We start from the raw sequence: 22,011 nt of genomic DNA on the forward strand, positions 1-22,011 counted from the left end.
CATTTCTGGCACAAAAAGAATATGTCAACTAACATACGAAAACCCCGGTAGAAATAAATCTACCGGGGTTTGTTTTTGTCTGTCTTCGCTCTTCACAGAGATCGAACAGAAGAACTTTATTTCATTACTTTAGTATTAATATCGACCGCTTGTTCGCCTGTCGCAGGATACTTGTCATGGAGGTGGGTGAACCCCACCTCTACGACACGCAGTCAATTTAAATTTATTGATTATAAATAATTTCTTATTTTACGATAGCAGGTACTGCTGTTTCACCTTCAACCGTTACATAAACTACACCTGCAGGAACTGCGATTGTAGCTTCGCTTGAAGTGATTACCGTGTTAACCACTACCTGACCAAGTACGTTGTTGATAACAACCTTCTTGCCTTCAGCACCCTTAACAGTTACTGTTCCCTTACCGCCGATTACAGCGATTGTAGAAGTAGTGATATCTTCGTTAGCGACAGATGAACCTTCTGAAGATTCCACATTGTAGATATCAGCAGATGAAGCATCGAAGTTTTCAAAGTTGTCTTTTACAATTACAGGAACACCGTTCTGGACTTTCAACCAACCGCCTTCAGTCATAGGACGAGCAGCACCAGCAAATGCATTGTCATTCTTCCAGGATTCAGACTCGATCAAGAAGTCTTGAGCTTCATCATCATTGATCAGACGGAATTCAAACTTAGCTGCATTATGTTTGTTTTCAGCAATAGTTACTTGTTTGCCATCAACAAACAATTTAGTATAGTTGCCTGTACCCGGCATAGTTCCTTCTTCTTTCACTACATAACCTTTCAGGAAGGCAAGACGAGTATATTTGTTTTCCCAGTCATACTTGTTGTATTTAGCGTCAATCTTCAAGTTAACCAAGAAGTTACCGAATATAGTATCAGGTGTAACATGAGTATGTACGCAAGCCAGAGAATCAGCTAATGAAGCATGGTCTTCGCCACACCATTTAACAGAGCCTTTTTGTTCTGTTACATTGCGGCCAATAAAGTACTGAGGCATCAATACGCCAGTTTCAGTTGTCGGAATCACTGTCATTTCTGCCAAAGCATCGGCATTGTCTCCCTTACCTTCTACTGCCAACAGATTCAAATCAGTAGCTTCAGAAGCATAGAGATATTCTTTATCAGTTGAACGTGTGCGATAGAATTTCAACATATTCTTTTCACCCAGTTCGTCTTTAGTAAATTCACGATAATAACGAGTTGAATCAACGACTAAAGCAAATGATGAAGTACGTGTTTCAGCTGTAATATCTTCAGCTTTGATCAAACCTGTAGCATCAACAACACCGGCTTTCTTGTCCCAGGCGGCATCAATCAATGCATAGTAGTGAGTACCGTCTACATCATTTACTTCTTTCAAATAGAAGTTAGTTGCAGAAGCTGCATCGGATACTACCATCATTTCTGTTCCATCTACATTTGTGATCTGTACATATTTATTATGCTTGTTCAACTTATTCGGATTGTAAAGACTGATCTGATATAAACCGCGTTCCAAAGAGTTGCCATAACCATATTCCCGGTTGTTTCCGACTCTGTGTAATCTGAATTTATCTTCAGAGTTAGCAGATACAACTAAAACAGAATCATTATTGATTGTCTTATCACCTACTTCAACATTCAATCCGGAAGAAATATTCAGATAATTCAATGTAAAGAGCGCTCTCGGATCTTCCGTTGCTGTACGGTAATAACCTTCTTCACTTTCAGGAGCCACACTCAATACGAATGTATCATTTTTCTCTTCAACATAACCCTGATAGATATACTGGCTGATTGTTACATAATATTTACCGTCTTTTTCTTCTACAGTATACGCACCCAGGTTCAGTTTTTCACCTGTTTCCATATTGTAAATATTCGGATAACCACCGAAGTCTGTCGGAGTAGAACCTACATACCACTTCGCAGCCGGCATATGGGCAAAATCCATCTTACCCTGATCAGCCGGAGTCACTTTAGTCAGCGAGTAACCATCAACATCCAACATCAAACGGGCACCGTTTTCCTGAGTATTTGCTTTTACAATATCCAGATAGTACAGACCTGCAGGAACATTAATAACATTTACAGGGCCAGCCAGACTTAAACCGATACGGTCATTGATTGTCCATTCCAATGCATTCGGACGTTTGATATATTCAGAGCTACCAACTGTTACTTCACGATGTTTACCCAGAACTGCTACTTTCACTAAATTCTGTTCGAAGCCCGGAGCAAAAGATGCTCTGTAACGGATTTCACTGTCATCACGATCTTTCCAATTGGCTGTTGTAACATCCTTCTGGTTGTAACCGTCAGCTTCGATACGCAAAGAGTCCTGAGTCGGGAAATACAAGAAACGGAAGTTGAAACGACCATTGATGTCGCGAGCAGCAAGCGGTGCATTCGGATTTTCAAATTTCTTATATTCTCTTGTATTGAATGTCAAGTGGTTTTGACCAGCCACTTCATCTGACAGATAAGCAGTATCAACCATCAGGTATTTACCGTTATCAGCTTTCAGAGATAGCCAATACGGAGTTTTAACTGCATTCAAATTAGTATAAACTGCATATAATCCCTGGGCAGTACGGGCAGCCTTAGCGGCAGCTCTGTCGGCAAGTGCCCATTTATGCATGTGATAAATAACATCACCCTTGTCGAATTCAAGATCCTGGCTTAAAGCGAGAATTCTGTCTATCGAAGTCATGCAAGCTTTATTCAGTGTATCTTCCTTACTTTCTTCTTCTTCAATTGTAGCCTCCAACTCAGATTTCTGATCTTCCAGACGTTTTTGCAACGCTAAAAGGTCTTTATCCAGCTCGCCAGAATGAATAATGCTATTTTTTACGGTAATATATGCTGTACGTGCCTTGCTCTCTGCAGCCTTGGCAGCGTCTAAACTTTCCTCTGCAGCAGCTTTTTTTGTTTCCAGGTCAGCTACTTTTTCTTCAGCCTCCTTTACTGTTTGCTCAGCAGCAGTCACCTCTGCATTAGCCTGATTTAAGGCTTCATCCACTACATTTGTGATATAAGTGGCCGTCGCTGTTTTACATTCAGTCTGATTAAGTGTCCAGGCATCAGCACCAGCTTCTCCTGCTATCACATTTGCGTATAATTCTTTCGCAAAGGCCATAAACAACTCTTTATCTGATTCAGTCTCTATAGCCGCAGCAGTAAAAATCGTATTCCAGGATTTTGAATCGTCAAGATATTCCTTATTGAAAAGATCGAATGTCAAAGCTGCTATATCTGCATTAGCATCATCTTGTAATCCTTTGAAGGCGTCTGCTAAATTTTTCTTTTGCTCAGCAACACTTTGGGTAGTTAATGCTGTTTGTTTTGCAGTTGTTGCAGCAAGGAGTTCCCCATTAGCAGTCATTAACTCTGCCTCACGGTCACTTACAACTTCATTTGCTGCACTCAATGCATCCTCCGCATGTACTAACTCACGAAGTAATCCTTCGATCTTTTGTTTCTGTGCATCACTGATATTTGCATTATTCTTAATGCTTTCTTCAATAGACTGTAATCTTTTATTAAGGTCTTTCAGTTCATATTGATGTCCACGCAGAGAAACACTAACAGTCTGTAATTGTTTTACCAGATCATTATAGTTCCCTTGTTCATCTTTCAGCATCTTCGCTGTTACAGCGTAATCTTCTTTCTGAGAATTCAATGCTTCTAAAGCTGCGTCTACCTGTTTTACTTTGGCTTCGTAAACCGCATAGGCTTTTTCATAAGCTTCATAAGCATCAGCCACTTCGCCATAAGACAATGTACCCGGCTTCGGATCAACAGCTTCATATTCCTGCTCTACCCATTTGTTAGGCATACCTTCGGAAACACCTTTGGCAAATGCGAAAGCAACCTTGTCGTCAGCCTGAGTCTGAAGTTTACTATTCAAATCATACTTACTCAACCATACGGGACCAGCAACAACCGGTTTGATTCTAAAGAAATCAACTCTTTCCTGAACATCTTTTGTTGCATACTTAACAGCAGCCACTTTACCAGAACCATCTGATGCCGGAAGCAAAGTCATGATAGAGTCTGCATGAATATATGTTTCCGGAGTTCTTGCAATTGTCAGGTTTTCACCAGCTTCATCAAGCATCCATGTCCATGAAACATCCTTTCCTCCTAAATGGGAAGCAGTCCGTACTCCACCTTTATAATCCTGTGCTTTTGCAGGATCGAAAGACAAAGTAAGGTGATGAGCCAGGTTTCTGAAAATAAAAGCAGTTCTGGATTTGTCGACATTAGAGTCTTTTTCTACAGTCCAAAGAGATTCTCCAATATTAGCCTGAAAATAAGGGATAAAGGCCAATTCATAGTGAAAACCGCCGCCCTGCAGATCTTTTACTTTCTGCATAACCAGCACATTATAACCATCCGATAACTGATAAGCTCTACCATCGGTAACCTTAGACACAGCTTCTATAGAAGGAGCCGTAGCCTTAGTATACACATCCTGAGTCTGAGCATAACCAGTTCCAACAGTTGTCGCCAGCAACATACCGGCCACCAAAGTAGAAAACTTTTTGTTCATAATCTTTCGTTTAATATTAATAATAGTGTTACTTAAAAAGCCTTTTAACCTTAGATCAGGAACGCTACTCAGAAGCTAATGACTAGAAAAAACGTTCCTTTTTTCTAGTCATTATTTTAGGTATGTTTTGACTTTGTGCAAGAAACAAGCAATTTTATACTTACTTTGCTATCCAATTGATAAGAAAGCACATAGGTTTAGGAAAAAATATTGGGGAATGTATTGCCCATTCAAAAGTTATAATTAATTTTGCTGGCGAGAAAAAAGGAACCTTTCTTTTAGTCATTACTATACATTCGTAATTACACTATAAAACAATATATTATCTACCATTTTACACCATAATTATATGTATGGATTTAAACACGCGTACATATATTAATATGCTGATACACAGCATACCTCTTTGTAGGAATTTGGCATGCAAATGTTAAAAGGGTTATTTCAGAGCATTTCAGGCACAAAAAAGGCCATCGTTAAAAACGATAGCCCTGACTCATTGATCCTATAAAAAGGACTTACAAGCTATTAATCTCTTCTTCGGAAAAGCCCGAAGCTGTTGAAATAGCTTTAACATCTATCCCTTGTCTTTTCAAGTTTGCAGCCATAAGACGCATCCCTTCGAGTAACCCCTCGGCACGACCTTCCGCCAAACCTTCAGTCTTACCTTCTGCATGCCCTTCGTCTTTAGCATAATCAACAATATTCTTGCAGTCACGATACACCTTAAGCGCCTCATCATATTCCAGGCGCTCCTCTTTGGTGAGATTTCCTATACCGGCAATCTGTTCCAGCTTCTCGAATAGTTGTTTTTGTGCCTTAAAAGGCATACGCTCTAGCTTGTCCATATTCTTTAATATATATAACCACATTTCAAAAGGGGTTTCACATTCATCCTCCTCTTTCGTAAAGAAGGGCATCTCCAAGTAGACCTGACGGATCTTATCGCTAAACAGCTTTCCTGTCTCCCTATCTGCCAGGATTATATCCGTTCGCAGTTTATCGGTTCGTCCGGACTTGAAGTTCAACAGAAATACTCCGTATACCGGACAGATACCGAATTTCCATTCCGGACCTCTTTCTCCCTGTTCACACACTGCTCTACAAAGATAGTATAATCCGCGTTCATGGAAATAACATTGGGAAGCATTTTGAACTTCTACGATAAAAACAGCGCCATCGGCATCCTTACATTTCAGATCAAATATGGCACCACGCCCTTCTATCGTCTCGGAAGGCAATTCCACATTCAGGAAAGTAAGATCGACAATACTGTGCTCTCCATTGAACAGATCATTCAAGAAATCTACCAGCAAATCTTTGCTGATTTCACGGCCAAACAGGATTTTAAAACCCCTATCGACCCAGGGATTGATAAACTTTCCCATAGTTATTTACGATTTTAGTTGTTAATAATACTAGTACTACAAGGATTTTCATATCCTTGCAGCAAATATAAAGTATTCACCTGATATAAAAAAACTTTTATACAGATTATATTGTCCTTTTAATAAAATGCTAGCCCTTCCATAGAAAAGCCCTGTATCCGGGAGTTTCTTTACTACCGAATACAGGGCTGAATATTTACTTTATGAATGTATTACAACTTATGTATCACCTTCATCAACTGTTCGCCCAAGCCGATGGTGTATCCCTGGGATACGAATACGACACGGTTGAAGGTATCGGCGATGATGAAGATCGGAAGCTGGCTGGCATTCTGTAACTTCATGGCCGATGCGATCTCTTTCTGGATATGACCATCGGCATCGATACCGTATGTGATTGTACCCGGCAGGTCGCCGAACTCTTTCGGATCGAAGTTTTTGTAACCTTTTTCATCCGGGAACAGAAGCACCATGCTACGGCCCCATTCTTCCAGATCCTTCTTCACGGCTGCAATATCACGCATAGCGTGGTTGGTCGGTTCCTGACGGGCGCCCAGGATGGCTACAACGAAATAACCACGGCCGGTTGTTGCCAGTACGCTGGTTTCTTCACCGTTATCGGCACGTTTGAACTTGTTTTCCGAATTGAAGTTACCGATTACCTGTACTTCGTCGGTGTTCTCACGCATTTCCAGTTTAGTATCTGTTGTCTTATCCGGTTCTACGTTGAAGAAAGATACTTCGGCCAGGACGCTACCGTTTGCCATACGGGTTCCGGTTACCATCATATAGTTACCTTCGTCCATCGACAACGGTTTCTTCAACATACTGCTCCAGGTATCGCCAACGCCCATATCTACATTGCCGGTACGTTCGAAGTTCAATGTCTGCAACTTCGCATCCGGAAGAATCTTGGCAATCGTAAAGTGGCTGTAATATTTCGGATCCTGCAAAGCCTTGATCGGACTGTAGGAAGCGACCACCTTACCTTGTTTGGCTGTAGTCTGAACGGCTGCTTCAAAGTCAACGTCCATCCAGTTGCCATCCTTCATATACTGTACCTTACGGGCTACCGGTTCGATACGTGCCGGGATACCCAGGCTACGGGCAACAGCGACAAAGAAGATATTACGTGAACCCTTATCGGCAATGCGGGCCTTGAACACACCCATCGGCATAACCGGAATACGCTGCGGATTCAATGCATCATTGATTGTGATATTCTTTTTCACCCACTCAACCAGAGCCTGCGGGTCCTCTTTTGCCTGTTTCGCCAGTGCTGCATCTACATTTGCCTGGAAATAGCTGCGATACGGAGTAAGGAACTCGTTAGCTATGCGCGGGTTCAATATATAATTATTGAATTGTTCGCTCTTCACTTCTTCCGTATTATTCAGGTGATCTGCCAGAACGGAAGCCGGCGTATCACGGAGGTCTTTAGCCGAAATCACATCCAGTAACGCCATAGCAACCGGACGTTTATCAGCCGGAGTTTCACGCAGGAACTTTTCGATCTCCATCCAGTTACCGCGGCTACCGATCAGAAAGTCAGAAGTCTTCAGCGGGTCGATACCGAGTTCTTTAGCCAATGCTTCGGCTTTTTCTTCGGTATAGAAAGTTGCTACATATTTGTTACGGATAGCATCTTCTTCCAACAGGCGTTTGGCATTGGCCTCTTTCTGTTCCGGAGTTACTTCGGCAGGGATAGAGCCTTCTACCGGAGGAATAATGTCAAGAGTAACTGCTCCGAGTGCATCCCCCGGTTTCTTATCCAGCTTGATCGTCGCGTCACCTTTTCCAAAAGATACTTTATCGAAACCGAATTTACCGTCTTTGGTTGCCCATACGAACATATCACCTTTACCAGCGGTCAGGAAAGTCTTTCCTTCGGCATCGGTTTTCTTATTGGCTACGGTATAGAACTCTGCATAGTTGTAGATTTTAAATTCCACGTTTGCATCGGGGACAGGGTTACCGTCGGTATCGACTACGGTCACGATGGCTTTGCCTGTCGGTGCGTAGTTGTCGATCACATTGATTTCTGTGTAACCGTCTGTTTCAAGCATCACTTCTTCCGGACCGTTATATTTGCCGAATACCTTCGTATGCATCAGCATACCCCGGTAAGCCGGACCGTTAAACCATCCCAGATTCAGGACCGGTTCCGGTTCGCAGGCACCCAGGAAATACCATTTGCCGTTCACCCAGGCTTCTACCCAGGCATGATTGTCGTCGGTATGTGCCCAACGCGGGGTATATACCTGGCGTGCAGGGATACCTACCGAACGAAGCGCAGCCACCGTAAAGGTAGACTCCTCACCGCAACGGCCGTAAGCTGTCTTTACAGAAGCCAACGGGGAGCTGGTACGGGCATCGGAAGGCGTATAAATTACCTTTTCATGACACCAGTGGTTTACTTCCAGCACGGCATCGTATAAGGACATGCCTTTCACACGGTCTTTCAGTTCGTCGAAGAAGACCATACGGCTTTCGTCCAGGTTCTCGTTGTTTACACGGATAGGAAGAACAAAATGACGGAAGATGTCTTCAGGGATACTGTCACCCCACGGCATTTCCTGCTTTGCCTGGAAAGAACTGCGGATATTATCCAGGTAAAGTTTTCCATCATAGTCGGTAATATCGCCGATCGGCATATAGGCGTACAGGAATGTAAGCGCCTCTTTTTCTACCGGCGTCATTTGTTGATTGAAAACTGCAAACAGATCTCCGTCAGGCAGGGCTGCCTGTTTGGCCTGGAAATCTTTCTCTACTTCGGCTCTGAATGCATTGTCAGAGATGAAGTGCTTCTCTTTGTTACACGCCGTCCCTATCAGGAGAGCGAACAATAATACGAATAAATGTGTTTTATGCATAGTGTTTATTTTACGCCGGCAAATATACGTAATATATTCATTAATCAGTATATAAGCTTGTTTTTTCGGCATTCAAACCATTGTAGTTTCAGTTTTTTTTCGTTATTTTGAAAGATAATTTAGAGTAAACCGTTTCCGCTTATGTTCCACGACTTAGACATTTTACATAATGCGGAGGGAATCTTGTTGATTGCTTCCGTCATTCTTTTTTTCAGTATTTTCGCCGGTAAGGCAGGTTATCGTTTCGGACTCCCCGCCTTGTTATTATTCCTGGGAGTCGGTATGTTGTTCGGCAGTGACGGACTGGGTATCCAGTTCAGTAATCCCAATGCGGCACAGTTTATCGGTATGCTGGCTTTGAGTATCATCCTGTTCTCGGGTGGTATGGACACGAAGATATCAGAAGTAAAACCGATTGCTCCACAAGGGGTTATACTTGCGACGATCGGGGTATTGGCTACCACCTTTATAACGGGTGGTTTCATCTATTACTTGTCCAAACTGGTCACCGGCTACGAGACGCTGACACTTCCGGAGTCGCTGTTGATGGCGGCCGTCATGTCGTCAACCGATTCGGCTTCCGTATTCTCTATCCTGCGAAGCAAAGGGGTGTACCTGAAAGAACGGCTTCGTCCGACATTGGAGTTGGAAAGTGGTAGTAACGACCCGATGGCGTACATGCTGACTTTGTTACTGATCGCTTATATCCAGACGGCAGGGATGAACCTGGCTGATGCTGCCTTATCGCTGGTTATCCAGCTGTCAGTGGGTGCTATTGCTGGTTTTCTGTTAGGAAAGATAGCTGTATTTATCATCAACAAGATAGATATTGACAACGAATCGTTGTATCCGATCCTGCTGTTGGCTACTGCATTCTTTACTTTTGCCGCCACTACACTATGTAAAGGAAACGGCTACCTGGCCGTATATATAGCCGGCTTGGTGGTAGGAAATGCCAAGATTGTACATAAAAAGAGTATCGGTACGTTCTTCGACGGTTTTGCCTGGTTATGGCAGATCGTGATGTTCCTTACGCTCGGATTGCTTGTCAACCCGCACGAACTGCTGCCGGTGGCCCCCATCGGGTTAACGATCGGTATCTTCATGATTATCTTCGCCCGTCCGATCAGCGTGTTCCTTTGCCTGATTCCTTATAAAAACTTCTCCTTTAAAGGGAAGTTGTATATATCATGGGTAGGGCTGCGCGGTGCCGTACCGATCATCTTCGCCACTTATCCGATGATTGCGGGAATAGAACACGCCGGACTGATATTCAATGTGGTATTCTTTATCACCATCCTTTCGTTGCTGATACAAGGCACTACCGTAACACAGGCTGCCAAATGGCTGGATATGATCGACGAACCGGAACGAAAAGATGTATTCGGTATCGAACTGCCGGAAGGCATCAAGAGCGCGATGAGTGAAATCGACATCACTCCGGAAGTGCTTACGCATGGGAATAAACTGATGGAGCTTACCCTGCCCGACCATACACTGGCGGTTATGGTGATGCGCGACGGACGTTATTTCATCCCTAAAGGGAATACGGTTCTTATGGAAAACGATAAGTTACTGATGATCTCCGATAACGACGAAGCGTTGCTCCAGGCTTATGAGGCACTGGGGATTACGGATTATACGCTGACAAAGAATTAATATTACTATAATCTGAATCTTCGTTTCTCCCGAGGAAACCCTTGTTTCTTGCGGGAGAAACTTTTGTTTCCCGCCAAAGAAACTTTTGTTTCACCTGGAGAAAATAGGTGAAACACCTGGAGAGGAATTGAACAACTTCCTGAAGACGTTTTCTCGTTCTCGAGTACTTTTTCAATGACACTAGTTCGATTTTAATAGCTCATCTATTGCTTGGGTTATTTCTTTCCCGGTATGTTCCAGATTATAACCTTTTATGATTCGTTTTATAACTCTGTTCTCATCCAGTATGAAGAAAAAAGGAACGCCTCGGTCGCCATTCAGATAAGTATTCACTATTTCATCGTTACCGGCAAGAAACAAGTAGTTTATATGTTGTCTATTTGCATAATTCTGAAGTGACGGCATTTTCCGATTCCAGATTTCAACGGCAAGAACCGTCAGTTGTTCTGCGCTGTATGTCTCTTTCAATTTATTCAGGAAAGGGATAGAAGCTGCGCAAGGGCCGCAACCGATTCCGGTAAATTCCATTACAATGACTTTACTACTCAGGTCCGACAATGAGACTTGCAGATCTTTGGTATCCGTCAAAGTCCAATCGGGAGCTTTTTGACCAGTAATATTTACCTCTGGCTTGGTGTCATATTTCTTGCCATATTCTCTGACCTCGTAATCTGCCGGGATGTAGTCGGAGGCAGTAATTCCTTTAGCGCTCAGTGTATTAAACTGGCCTTCTATATAAGTATATTCAGTTATGTTATGTGACATTTCTCTTCTGACCTTGTAGGGTAAATTATCCGATTTACGGATGTGTACCTCATATATGGAAGTCGGGTCTTGGTAGAACGGCGGCTTGGGAAGATGGTAAGGTCGTCCGAAAAATTCAACTTGTACATCTTCGTTAATAACCAAACTAAGCAGATATTCATCTCCGCAATCTTTCATGTCCACGGAGATACTGTCCTGGGTTGTCAGCACATATTTAATAATATTCTTCGCATAGTTGAAATAAGGAGTTCCTACGCCTACCAGTCTGAAAGACAGGTTTCTGCGAGTAAAATCATCAACCATAACTCCGTGTTTGTCATGGTAAAAGGATAGACGTACATACCCATCATAACAGGAACTTATTTGCTTTTTCTCAGCATCCGAATAGTCCGTATAACTGGCTCCTACCGCAGTGTCTGCCGGATTATCATATTCTTCTACAAATGTATAGACAGAATAGCCTGGTATTGTGTCGCCCGGTTCCCAAGCTTCACTCTGCAAACGGTAAGTAGCCGTTTTTATCTTCTCCAAATTATCTAATACTTTTCTTAAGTATTCACTCCTGTCCTCCGTTCCGTTCCCCGTCATTACTGCTGACAAAAAGAGAACGATAAATAACAATTTTGTTCTCATGGTATAATTATTAATACTATATGTTCTCTACTACGATATGTACGCAAATATACGACAACATCGTATTTACATGATAAATAAACAATTAAATTATATTAAACAAGGAATATTACGTAGTTATCCATAACAAAAAAGCCTGTAACCAATAATACGGCTACAGACCCTTTCTTTAATTAACAGGCTGAATACTAACGGACTTCAATAGAAGTATCAGCCTTTATATCATGTGCAGAAGTAGCCAGGTTCAATATGAAAGTACCCGGTTCTACCACAAACTGTTTCTGTGCTTCACTATAAAATGCCAGAGAACTTATCGGGATATCGATCTCGACCTGCTTACTTTCACCAGCTTTCAGGAATACCTTTTTAAAGCCTTTCAATTCTTTTACCGGACGCATAACGGAACATTCCGGGTCGCTTACATAAAGCTGGGCAACCTCTGCCCCATCTCTTTTCCCGGTATTAGTCAGAGTGAAAGTTACTTTGACCGTTTCATCCGGTCCGTAGCTTTTCTTATCGGTAGATAAACCGGCAAAAGAAAAGTCCGTATAAGATAATCCATATCCGAAGGGATAAACAACCGGTAACTGTTTCGTGTCATACCAACGATAACCGACCAGGATATCTTCCTCATATTTCACTTTCAGGTCTCTTCCCGGGAAATTACCCAAAGCGACATCGGGTGACTGCTCCAATGCAACAGGTGTTGTAAACGGCATTTTGCCACTGGGATTTACCTTACCAGTGATGGCATCTACCAAAGCGTTACCGCCTTCCATACCGTTATACCATGCCCACAAAATCGAGGGCGCACAAATATCCAATGCCGCCATATTGACCGGAGAGCCGGCAACAATCACCACAATCGTTCTGGGGTTGGCTTTCACGACCTCCTGAATCAGCTGGACCTGCCCGTAAGGAAGTTCCATATATTGGCGGTCGGATGATTCCGTGTCATAGTCATGATTCAAACCACCTATAACAATAGCTACATCACTATTGCGGGCAGTCTCCACCGCCTCTTTCAACAATTCTTCATTCAGTTGGTTGCCATCGGTAAAGCTCCCAGCGTTTTGTCCGTTATTGCTTCCCTCGATAAAGGTGGAAAGTTTTTCATATCCTTGTGCGTAGTTGACCTTTACACGGTCGCCCAACTTTGTGCGGATTGCTTCCAGCGGAGTTATTTCATATAAAGCCTTGATCTCCGAACTCAATCCGCCGTTCGAATGTTTACGGGTGGCATTATCACCAATTACGGCAATGCTTTTAACAGAAGAGACGTTCAGCGGTAACAAATCTTCCTTGTTCTTTAACAATACAATGGCTTCGGCAGCAGCCTGATAAGCGGCCTGCTGGTGTTCCGGCGTATTGATGGAACCCTGGTTAAAACGTTTCTTCGGGTCCAGAAGCTTTGTCTTGATCATTACACGAAGTACATTTCTGACCTTTTCATCTACCAGGCTTTCGGGTATCTCTCCCTTTTTAACCGCTTCGATCAAAGGATTGGCAAAATACCAGTCATCGTAGTTTTCGATATTGGTACCCATTTCCAGGTCGAGACCGGCAATTGCTGATTTGACCGTACTATGCGCAGCACCCCAGTCGGTAACATAAACGCCTTTAAATCCCCATTCGTCGCGAAGAATATCACGGGCCAGATATTTATTTTCAGCACACCAATCACCCAGATACTTATTATAGGCAGCCATCACAGTCAGAGCACCGCCTTCCTGTACAGCCGCTTTGAAGGCCGGCAAATAGATTTCACGAAGGGCACGCTCGCTACATTCTACCTCAACGGTCGTCCGGTTCGTTTCCTGGTTATTCAGGGCAAAATGTTTCACGCTGCAAGCGACATCACGGCTCTGCAATCCTTGAATATACTGAACAGCCAGAACCGAGTTCAGATAAGGATCTTCACTCATATATTCGAAGTTACGTCCGCACAACGGGCTACGGATGATATTTACACCGGGGCCGAGCAAGACGTCTTTCTTACGCCACCGGGCTTCTTCCCCCAACACTTCTCCCCGGTAATAGGCCAGTTCCGGATTCCAGGCGGCTGCAAAGGCAGTACCGGTTGGGAAATAGGTGGACGAGTCGGTCGTCCAGTTGGCATAGCCCCAGTCGTGCCGGTTGATTTCCGCGCGGACCCCGTGCGGACCGTCACTCAGGCTCCATTCGGGAATGCCCAGGCGTTTAATCTCCGAGACGTAGAATTTAGAGTTCCCGTGTAACAAACTAACCTTTTCTTCCAATGTCATCTTACGGACCAGCTTCTCAATCCGTTTCTCGATCTGCTGATCGTCTTTATCTGAGGGCTGTGCACCCGATACCGCAGCGGTCATACAAAAGGAAAGCACAGCCATAGTTATCAGTTTCTTCATGTTTACTAATTTATTGAACTTTAATCTCTGTTACGGCATCCGGCAATCCGTCGGCTGTCGCTTTTACACGGATAACGCCTTTCCTGCCTGTGTTCTGCACCACGACAAGGGCTTTTCCATAGAAAGCATTCCGCTCCGGTTTCTTCAAACTGTTCGGATCATTCTGGTCACCGTTATCAGTTCCTGCGATAAAACCGTCACCTTCTACGGAAAAACGGAGCAGGTTATTCGCACGGGGAACCAGGTTTCCTTCTTTATCCCTTACCTCAACGGTTATGAAGGAAAGGTCTGTGCCGTCCGCCTGTATAACGGAACGATCAGGAATCAATGTCAGCTGAGCCGCTTCGCCCGCAGTATGGATTTCCTGCGCCAGGACTTCCTGACCAGCTTTGCGGGATACGGCTTTCAGTGTACCCGGTGTGAACGGTACGCGCCAGGAGACATGGAACGTACTATCGTTTTTACTCCTTGCCCCCAGACTCTTTCCGTTCAGGAAGAGTTCCACTTCGTCCGCCTGGTTATAATAGGCCCAGATATCCACCATCTCCCCTTCCTTCCAGTTCCAGTGCGGGAACAGGTGCAAAGTCGGCTGGTCGGTCCATTCACTCCGGTACATATAATAGACATCTTTCGGGAACCCGGCCAGGTCTACAACGCCGAAGAAACTGCTGCGGCTCGGCCACCAGTAAGGAGTCGGTTCGCCCAAATAATCAAAACCAGTCCAGATAAACATACCGGAGGCATACGGCAAGCGTTTCACTTCGTACCAGGTCACTTCGTGCGTAGAGCCCCAAGGGACATGGCAGTTATCATATGAAGAACACAGGTGTTCCGGACGGTCGAAAGGTTTATCCCATGACTCAGGCCAAATATACATTTCGTCGGACGGCATCTGATAATAGCCGCGTGTCATCAATGCCGAAGTCGATTCACTGACGATCAGCTTCTTTCCGGGATAGACCTGCGGGAAAGGTGCAAAATCCTTTTCATGATAGTTGAACCCGTAGACATCGAGCGCCCCGGAACGGAATAGATGGTTGGTGGGATCTACACCGTTATTTCCGGCCGTTACCGGACGGGTAGTATCCAACTTTCTGACAATATCAGCCAAAGCGATCGTGATCAACGACTGGACACTCATTGTGCTATCCTCCAGCAAAGCCGGATCTATCTTATGACCGGCATTCAGGATCAGGTTCGCTTCCTGCAGGCTCAGTGTATCGGCATCCGCATGCGACCATTGTTCAAGTACCTCATTTCCGATACTCCACATGAAAACGGAGGCATGGTTACGGTCACGCTTGATCTGGTCGGTCAGGTCCCGTTCATGCCATTCGTCAAAGTATTGTGCATAATCGTAAGGTGATTTTCGTTTTCTCCACATATCGAACGACTCATCCTGTACCAGCAGTCCCATCCGGTCGCATAGTTCCAGTAATTCGGGAGCCGGTGGGTTATGGCTGGTACGGATCGCATTGACACCCATATCTTTCATTATCTGTAACTGACGCTCGATCGCACGTTTATTAACGGCCGTACCCAGGCATCCCAGGTCATGATGCAGACAAACACCCAACACCTTTGTCGGTTCTCCGTTCAGATAAAAACCGGTTGCCTCATCCCACCGGAAAGTACGGATACCGAAGGTTGTTTCATATCGGTCGGTCAGTTGATTTCCAGATCTTACTTCAGTTACAGCAGTATATAATGCGGGATTTTTTATTCCCCACAATTCAGGGGCTTTTACCTCAAGAGTCTGTTTAATAATATCACTACCGTTCTCGGGTAGTTCGACCGAAAGAGAGGTATGTGCAATAACTTTTCCAGAAGGGGCTTTAATGATTGTCGTCAATTCGGCAGTAACTGCAGCTGCATAAGTATTCTTCAGTGTCGTTTCAATCATTACCGTCGCCCTCTCCTGTGCGACATCCGGAGTTGTAATATTCGCTCCGTACTGATCCACATGAACCTGACCGGTTTTAACCAACCAGACATTCCGGTAGATACCTGATCCCGAATACCAGCGTGAGTTAGGTTGTTGCGAGTTGTTAGCCTGTACAACCAGTACATTCTCCTCCTGACCGTATTTCAGATAAGGAGTCATATCATAACGGAACGAGATATATCCGTTCGGACGGAATCCCAGCAGATGACCGTTCAGCCATACTTTACTGCAACGGTAAACACCGTCGAAGTCGATATAGACCTGCTTTCCCCGGTCACTTTCCGGTATCTTGAAATGCTTCCTGTACCAACCCATACCGCCGGGCAAGGCTCCGCCCCCGGGTGTCGCCGGATTCTCTTTGGAGAAATCTGCTTCGATGCTCCAGTCATGCGGAAGGTTCAGTTGCCTCCAGCCGGTATCGTCGGCATCCGGAGCGGAAAGATCCGCCTGGTTGTCTGTCAGCGAGAATAGCCAGTCGTTGTTAAAGGAGGTTCTCTCACGCCCCTGCGGGCCGGCCGAACAGGCCGCCAGCAACAGGCTCAGGAATACAATTGCTATTTGTTTCATACGCTATAGTTTATCAGGGTAACGAAATGGTTAACTGTTCACCTTTATAGACGGCAGAAGTTTCTTTTCCTGCCGGATATTCAGGTGTCACAAAGATAACCTTTATGTTCCGTTCTGCCGCCATTTCGGGGAAAGAACCGGAACGGTCACCGATCGTTAATTCCTTACCGGACTCTTTATAAGAAAGCGGTATGGTACTGTACTCTCCTTTCTCGTAAGCGTAGGTAATTCCATTATCCTCATACAAGGAGAAAGAAGCATCCGTCCCGGTATACACATACACCGTCAGGTCTTTCTGTTGCTCGGCTGTCGACTGTATCAACTTTCCAGTTGGAATGATAGAACCGCCACGCACAAACAATGGCATTTGTTCATAAGGCGCAGACACTGTGCCGGAAGTTCCTCCGGTAATGCTCTTGCCCGTATAATAGTCATACCAGGTTCCGGCAGGGAAATAGACTTCCCGGTCACGTTTCTTATACTGATGAACCGGACAAGCCATAAAAGCAGGACCGAACATAAACTGATCGTCGATATTATAGGTATTCTTATCATCTGCATAATCCATTACCAGAGCACGCATAATCGTGTAGTCGTTGAAATAAGTCATACCAGCCAGGCTGTAGATATAAGGCATCAGACGGTAACGCAGTTCGGTATAATATTTCATGGACTTATACGTCAGTGTTCCTTCGGGAGCTATATTGTATATTTCGCGGCACGGATACTGACCGTGACTGCGGAATAACGGGCAGAACGCTCCGAACTGATACCAACGGGTATTCAATTCGCGCCATTCGTTCAGGTCTTCACTGCCCTCTTTCGCATGTTCATACCGTTTTTCTACACAGAAACCACCGATATCCATCGTCCAGTAAGGAACACCCGACATGGCAAAGTTCAGTCCCGCACTGATCTGGGCTTTCATATCTTCCCAACGGGTACCGATATCGCCGCTCCAGGTTGCCGTCGAATAACGTTGCTGTCCGGCAAACCCCGAACGGGTCAGCAGGAAGACACGGTTATCCGGATTCACACCACGCTGTCCGTCGTAGATAGCTTCCGCATTCATCAGCGCATAAGCATTAAAATATTTGGTAGAAGGTCCCAGATAAGTCGGTCCGCACAGTTTCTTGCGATACTCCATATCCGTATTATCCTGTACGTTCGGTTCGGAAGCATCCATCCACCAGGCATCGACACCCAGGCTGTAGAGATGTTCGTTCATCTGATCCCAGAACAGTTTGCGGGCTTCCGGGTTATAGGCATCATAGAAAGAGCCGATATATCCCGGATAGATCCAATCGCGGATGCTGTCTTTAATCGCTTGCTGATACATCGCTCCGAGTTGGTCCAGTTCCTTATAATGCTCTGTCGTCGCATAGAATTTAGGCCATACGGAGATCATGAAACGGGCATCCTTATCGTGTATCTCCTTAATCATACCTGCCGGATCGGGGAAACGTTCCTTATCGAACTCATGGCTTCCCCAGGCATCCTCCGGCCAGTAGCTCCAGTCCTGAACGATCACGTCCAACGGAACCTGCCGCCGGCGGTATTCATCCAGTGCCGTGAGCAATTCTTCCTGTGTCTTATAACGTTCGCGGCTTAACCAATAGCCCATTGCCCATTTAGGCATGACCTGGCTTTTACCTGTCACGGTGCGGTAGCCGCTGATTACGTCATCCATGTTTTTACCGTTGATAAAGTAATAGTCGATCTGGTCGCCCATTTCGCTCCAGAAAGCCAAACGGTTCTGTTCGGCTTCGGGCAACGGACTCAGCACCTTCAATCCCAAATAAGAGACACCGCCATCCGGAAGCCATTCGATCCGGATCGGATAACGTTTCCCTTTTTCCAGACGGACTTTGGTTTTATAATCGTTCGGGTTCCAGGCTGTACGCCAGCGTTCGGCGACCACTTCTCTCCCATCGATAAAGACTTTCGTATATCCGGCATAATGTAGTTTGAAATGATGTACACCACTTTCTGTAGGTTCTATCTCTCCTTCCCAGGTGGCATAAGCCTCATTGGATGGAAATTTCTCCGGGAAATTCTTGATCGTTACCAGATCTTCATAATTGATTTTGTCCTCTTTTCGGATCAAAGGTTGTACCGAAGAGGTCCGATCCTTATAATAAGTTGCAGTCAATGCACCCGCCTGTCCTTCCTTATCATACAGTTTAAAGACATCGGCCAGTTCCGCATAAGGGCGTTTATCCCCGAAACGACTCAGGGAATAATTATGCCAGAGTATTCCATACCCTTTGGTGGAAACGATAAAAGGAACGCTTACTTTCGTATTGTACTGGAACAGTTCTTCGTTTTTTCCTTTATAATTGAACTCGTCGCTCTGATGTTGCCCCAGACCGTACAATCCTTCCTCTTCGTCATTTTCAAAAACCTGACGGAACGAATAGCCATTGGTTCCTTCCACCCGTACCGGGGTGAATTCTTTCCCACCTCCATTCTGTTCACGGAGGATCAGGTTCCCTGCTTTATCCGTGAACCAGACTTCACCTGTTCTCTGTAATAGACGAGCCTGTAAAGTAGCTGTTCCAAGCGTGATGGTATCTCCGCTCCGGGTGATCTCAAACGTAGGGACAGGTAGCTGACGCGTATCTTTGATCAGATTTGCACTTTCTTCAAATATGCCTGTTGGCGATGCCATCACCCGGATTACATCGTCGGTAATCACTTCCAGCTTAACGGCTTTAGTCTCGCCGGAAGTAATCGGGACGATTATCCCGTTCTCTGTCTGTCGGACAGCATCCGAATGGCAGGCAGAGAACAACAGCGTTCCGAAAGTAAGACATACAATCGCTTGTTTCATATTCTATCTTATTAGTCTGTCACTTTAAATTTCACTTTTCCTTCCAGGCCGTCGGCTTTCACCTGATGCCCCTTTACAGAGACAGTCAACGGATGAAGCTGATTGTCGGACGGCAGGCACACCAAACCGGTTGCTTCGGAAGCATCGGCGGCATATACCTTCAGTTCAATCTGGCTCCAATCCATTTCTCCGGTATTCTGCGCCAGTTTGATATGAGGAAGCACAGAGCCGTCGCGTACCAGAATAACCGCCTGTACCGTTCCGACCAGGATCGTATGCCAGCCACCTGTGTAGACTTTTCCGGTCTGGTAATCAATCCATTTCCCCTCCGGAAGATAGACATCGCGTTCCATACCGCTCTCCATCATCGGAGCAACCAGCATCTGACTACCGAACAGATATTCATCTTCAACCAACCATGCACCGGCATCATGCGGGTATTCCACAAAGAGAGCACGCATCATCGGAAGACCTTTCTCCGTACATTCTTTTGCCTGTGCATAGATATACGGCATCAGTTTATACTTCAATTCCGCATTCTGGCGGAAAGCTTTCAGGAAACCTTCATTATACAGCCAGGGTTCTGTAGGAGGTGCACCGTGTGCACGGGTGTGGGAGCATAGGAATCCCAGCGGCAACCAGCGGCGATAGAGTTCTTCCGGAGTAGATGTTACAAAACCTCCGATATCATGGCTCCAGAAAGAGAATCCGCTCAAACCGAACGACAGACCGCCACGCAATGTTCCCAGCATACCCATATCTGTATTCTCGGCATCACCGCCCCAATGCAACGGGTAACGCTGTGAGCCTGCCCAGGCACTACGCGCCCAGATAATATTTTCGCCATGTACTTCATTGATAATATCGGCAACAGCCTTGTTGTACCTCAACGGATAAAGATTATGCTCATAAAACCCGCTCTTACCGGAAGCATAGATGCCATTGAACGGAGCAGCTTCACCGAAATCGACCTTGATAGCACCTACCCCCATCTTGATCAGGTTGGCCAGTTTGTCCTGGTACCACTTAACCGTATTCGGATTGGAGAAATCCAATACAACATCTTCATAAGGAAGTTCTCCTTTACCATTCTTCACATACAGGTCCTTTTCAATCAGCTCGCTAAAGAAACGGTTCTTCGGCGTGAAATAAGGCAACTGCCACAAACAAGTATGGAAGCCTTTATTTATCAGATCATCCAACATCAGTTGCGGATCGGAGAAGCGGTTCGGAGCAAACTGGTAATCGCACTGCCAGTCGGTTTCAAACCAGCCGGTATCAAAGTGAATCACATCAGAGGGGATCTTATGCTTACGCAGGTTTTCTGCTACGTCGTATCCGTCTTTCTGGGAGAAATAAGTGATGCGGCTCATCCAGGTTCCGAACGACCACAGAGGCGGCATTCCCGGCTTACCCACAATCTCCGTATATTCATTCAGAATATCTTTCGGTTCTCCGAAGAAAACGAAAAAGTCCATTGTCTCATCCCCCATGAACAGCTTATTGACATTGATATTGGTCGCACCAAAGTCGCAGGTCACCGGGGCGGAGGTATGCATGAACATTCCATAGCCGCGGTTACTCATAAAGAAGGGGATAGGTTTATATTGCTGGTCGGTTTCAGGTCCCTGGGGGTCGGTTACAAACAGGTGTACTCTCTGTCCCACTTTATTCAGAGGGCCGAAAGACTCACCGCAACCGAAAATCTTTTCGTTCGGAGCCAGCGAGAATACAGGATTAATGCTCCGGCTATTATCCGACCCACGTTTGATAAAATTGAACGGGACAACCTTAGCCTGAGTCGAGTCGTTATCATGCAATGTACGGGTCTGCGTCATGACCTTGCCATTCGCATCACGCAAAACGATACGCCAGGGGTTCTTTTCGATGGTTATACTACCGTTGGCATTTGCATATGTCACGGCATTCCCCGTTTCTGTTCCCTTCCAGGAGCTGTCTTTGCCCGGTTCTTTGGCAAGCATCAGGGATGTTTCATCCTTCGGTTCCACCGGTGTCGTTAACATCCGGACACGGACCGTACGGGGAGAGACGAAGTCGATAGAGAATCTTAATTCGGGATCATTTACATAAGCTGTAAAAGGGAAATCCTGCATTTTCAGCGGTACAGGCAATACGGTATTTGTATTGAACGCCTGGCGGCTTTCCAGCGTGTACCGTTTCCATCGAACGGTACCGCTGGCTTTTGCTACATCAAATGATGACAATTCATCTGCAAAGAAAAAGATGTTGGTGAAGTCACCGAAATCGGTGCTCATATCTCTCGCCTGGTTCATCAGATACTGTGAACCCGAATTAATCTGAAGCTGTGCCTGCGACTGTCCGGAAAGTCCTCCCAGGGCAGCGAGGGTCAATGCTAGAAATAGATTCTTATTTTTCATGATT

The 22,011-nt window shown here is 45.2% G+C and carries 9 protein-coding genes; 1 reads left to right on the forward strand and 8 read right to left on the reverse strand.

The window, feature by feature from the left end; translation table 11 throughout:
* Window positions 1–244 precede the first annotated feature (244 nt).
* The 3 genes from DWW91_RS03865 to DWW91_RS03875 form a co-directional block, all read right to left on the reverse strand.
* Window positions 245–4,558 carry a DUF6383 domain-containing protein gene (locus DWW91_RS03865; RefSeq protein WP_122327000.1) on the reverse strand — a complete coding sequence of 1,438 codons (4,314 nt, stop codon included), beginning with the start codon at window positions 4,556–4,558 and terminating at the stop codon, window positions 245–247.
* Window positions 4,559–5,076: 518 nt separating this feature from the next.
* A complete protein-coding gene (locus DWW91_RS03870; protein ID WP_122327001.1) occupies window positions 5,077–5,946 on the reverse strand; it encodes an Rpn family recombination-promoting nuclease/putative transposase in 870 nt (289 codons plus the stop codon).
* Between the two features lie 212 nt (window positions 5,947–6,158).
* Window positions 6,159–8,819 carry a transglutaminase-like domain-containing protein gene (locus DWW91_RS03875; protein ID WP_199722549.1) on the reverse strand — a complete coding sequence of 887 codons (2,661 nt, stop codon included), beginning with the start codon at window positions 8,817–8,819 and terminating at the stop codon, window positions 6,159–6,161.
* A gap of 141 nt (window positions 8,820–8,960) precedes the next feature.
* Here DWW91_RS03875 and DWW91_RS03880 point away from each other — a divergent pair, with 141 nt between their 5' ends.
* The gene (locus tag DWW91_RS03880) at window positions 8,961–10,478 is read left to right on the forward strand and encodes a potassium/proton antiporter (protein ID WP_009860174.1); all 1,518 of its coding nucleotides are present in this window, start codon (window positions 8,961–8,963) and stop codon (window positions 10,476–10,478) included.
* A 180-nt stretch (window positions 10,479–10,658) separates the two neighbouring features.
* Here the strand turns inward: DWW91_RS03880 and DWW91_RS03885 are convergent, their stop codons facing one another.
* The 5 genes from DWW91_RS03885 to DWW91_RS03905 all read right to left on the reverse strand — a co-directional run bounded on the left by DWW91_RS03885 (window position 10,659) and on the right by DWW91_RS03905 (window position 22,007).
* The gene (locus tag DWW91_RS03885; RefSeq protein WP_122327003.1) at window positions 10,659–11,876 is read right to left on the reverse strand and encodes a peroxiredoxin; all 1,218 of its coding nucleotides are present in this window, start codon (window positions 11,874–11,876) and stop codon (window positions 10,659–10,661) included.
* A gap of 188 nt (window positions 11,877–12,064) precedes the next feature.
* Window positions 12,065–14,263, reverse strand: a complete 2,199-nt coding sequence (locus DWW91_RS03890) for a glycoside hydrolase family 3 C-terminal domain-containing protein (protein WP_122327004.1) — start codon at window positions 14,261–14,263, stop codon at window positions 12,065–12,067.
* A 10-nt stretch (window positions 14,264–14,273) separates the two neighbouring features.
* Window positions 14,274–16,775 (reverse strand): sugar-binding domain-containing protein, encoded by a 2,502-nt coding sequence (locus tag DWW91_RS03895; RefSeq protein WP_122327005.1) that lies wholly within the window; start codon window positions 16,773–16,775, stop codon window positions 14,274–14,276.
* A 13-nt stretch (window positions 16,776–16,788) separates the two neighbouring features.
* Entirely contained in the window at window positions 16,789–19,608 is a 2,820-nt protein-coding gene (locus tag DWW91_RS03900; protein WP_122327006.1) for a TIM-barrel domain-containing protein, read from the reverse strand.
* 11 nt (window positions 19,609–19,619) lie between these two features.
* A complete protein-coding gene (locus DWW91_RS03905; RefSeq protein ID WP_122327007.1) occupies window positions 19,620–22,007 on the reverse strand; it encodes an alpha-xylosidase in 2,388 nt (795 codons plus the stop codon).
* Between the last annotated feature and the right edge of the window lie 4 nt (window positions 22,008–22,011).

This window comes from Parabacteroides sp. AF17-3 (assembly GCF_003635445.1).
Taxonomy (GTDB): domain Bacteria; phylum Bacteroidota; class Bacteroidia; order Bacteroidales; family Tannerellaceae; genus Parabacteroides; species Parabacteroides goldsteinii.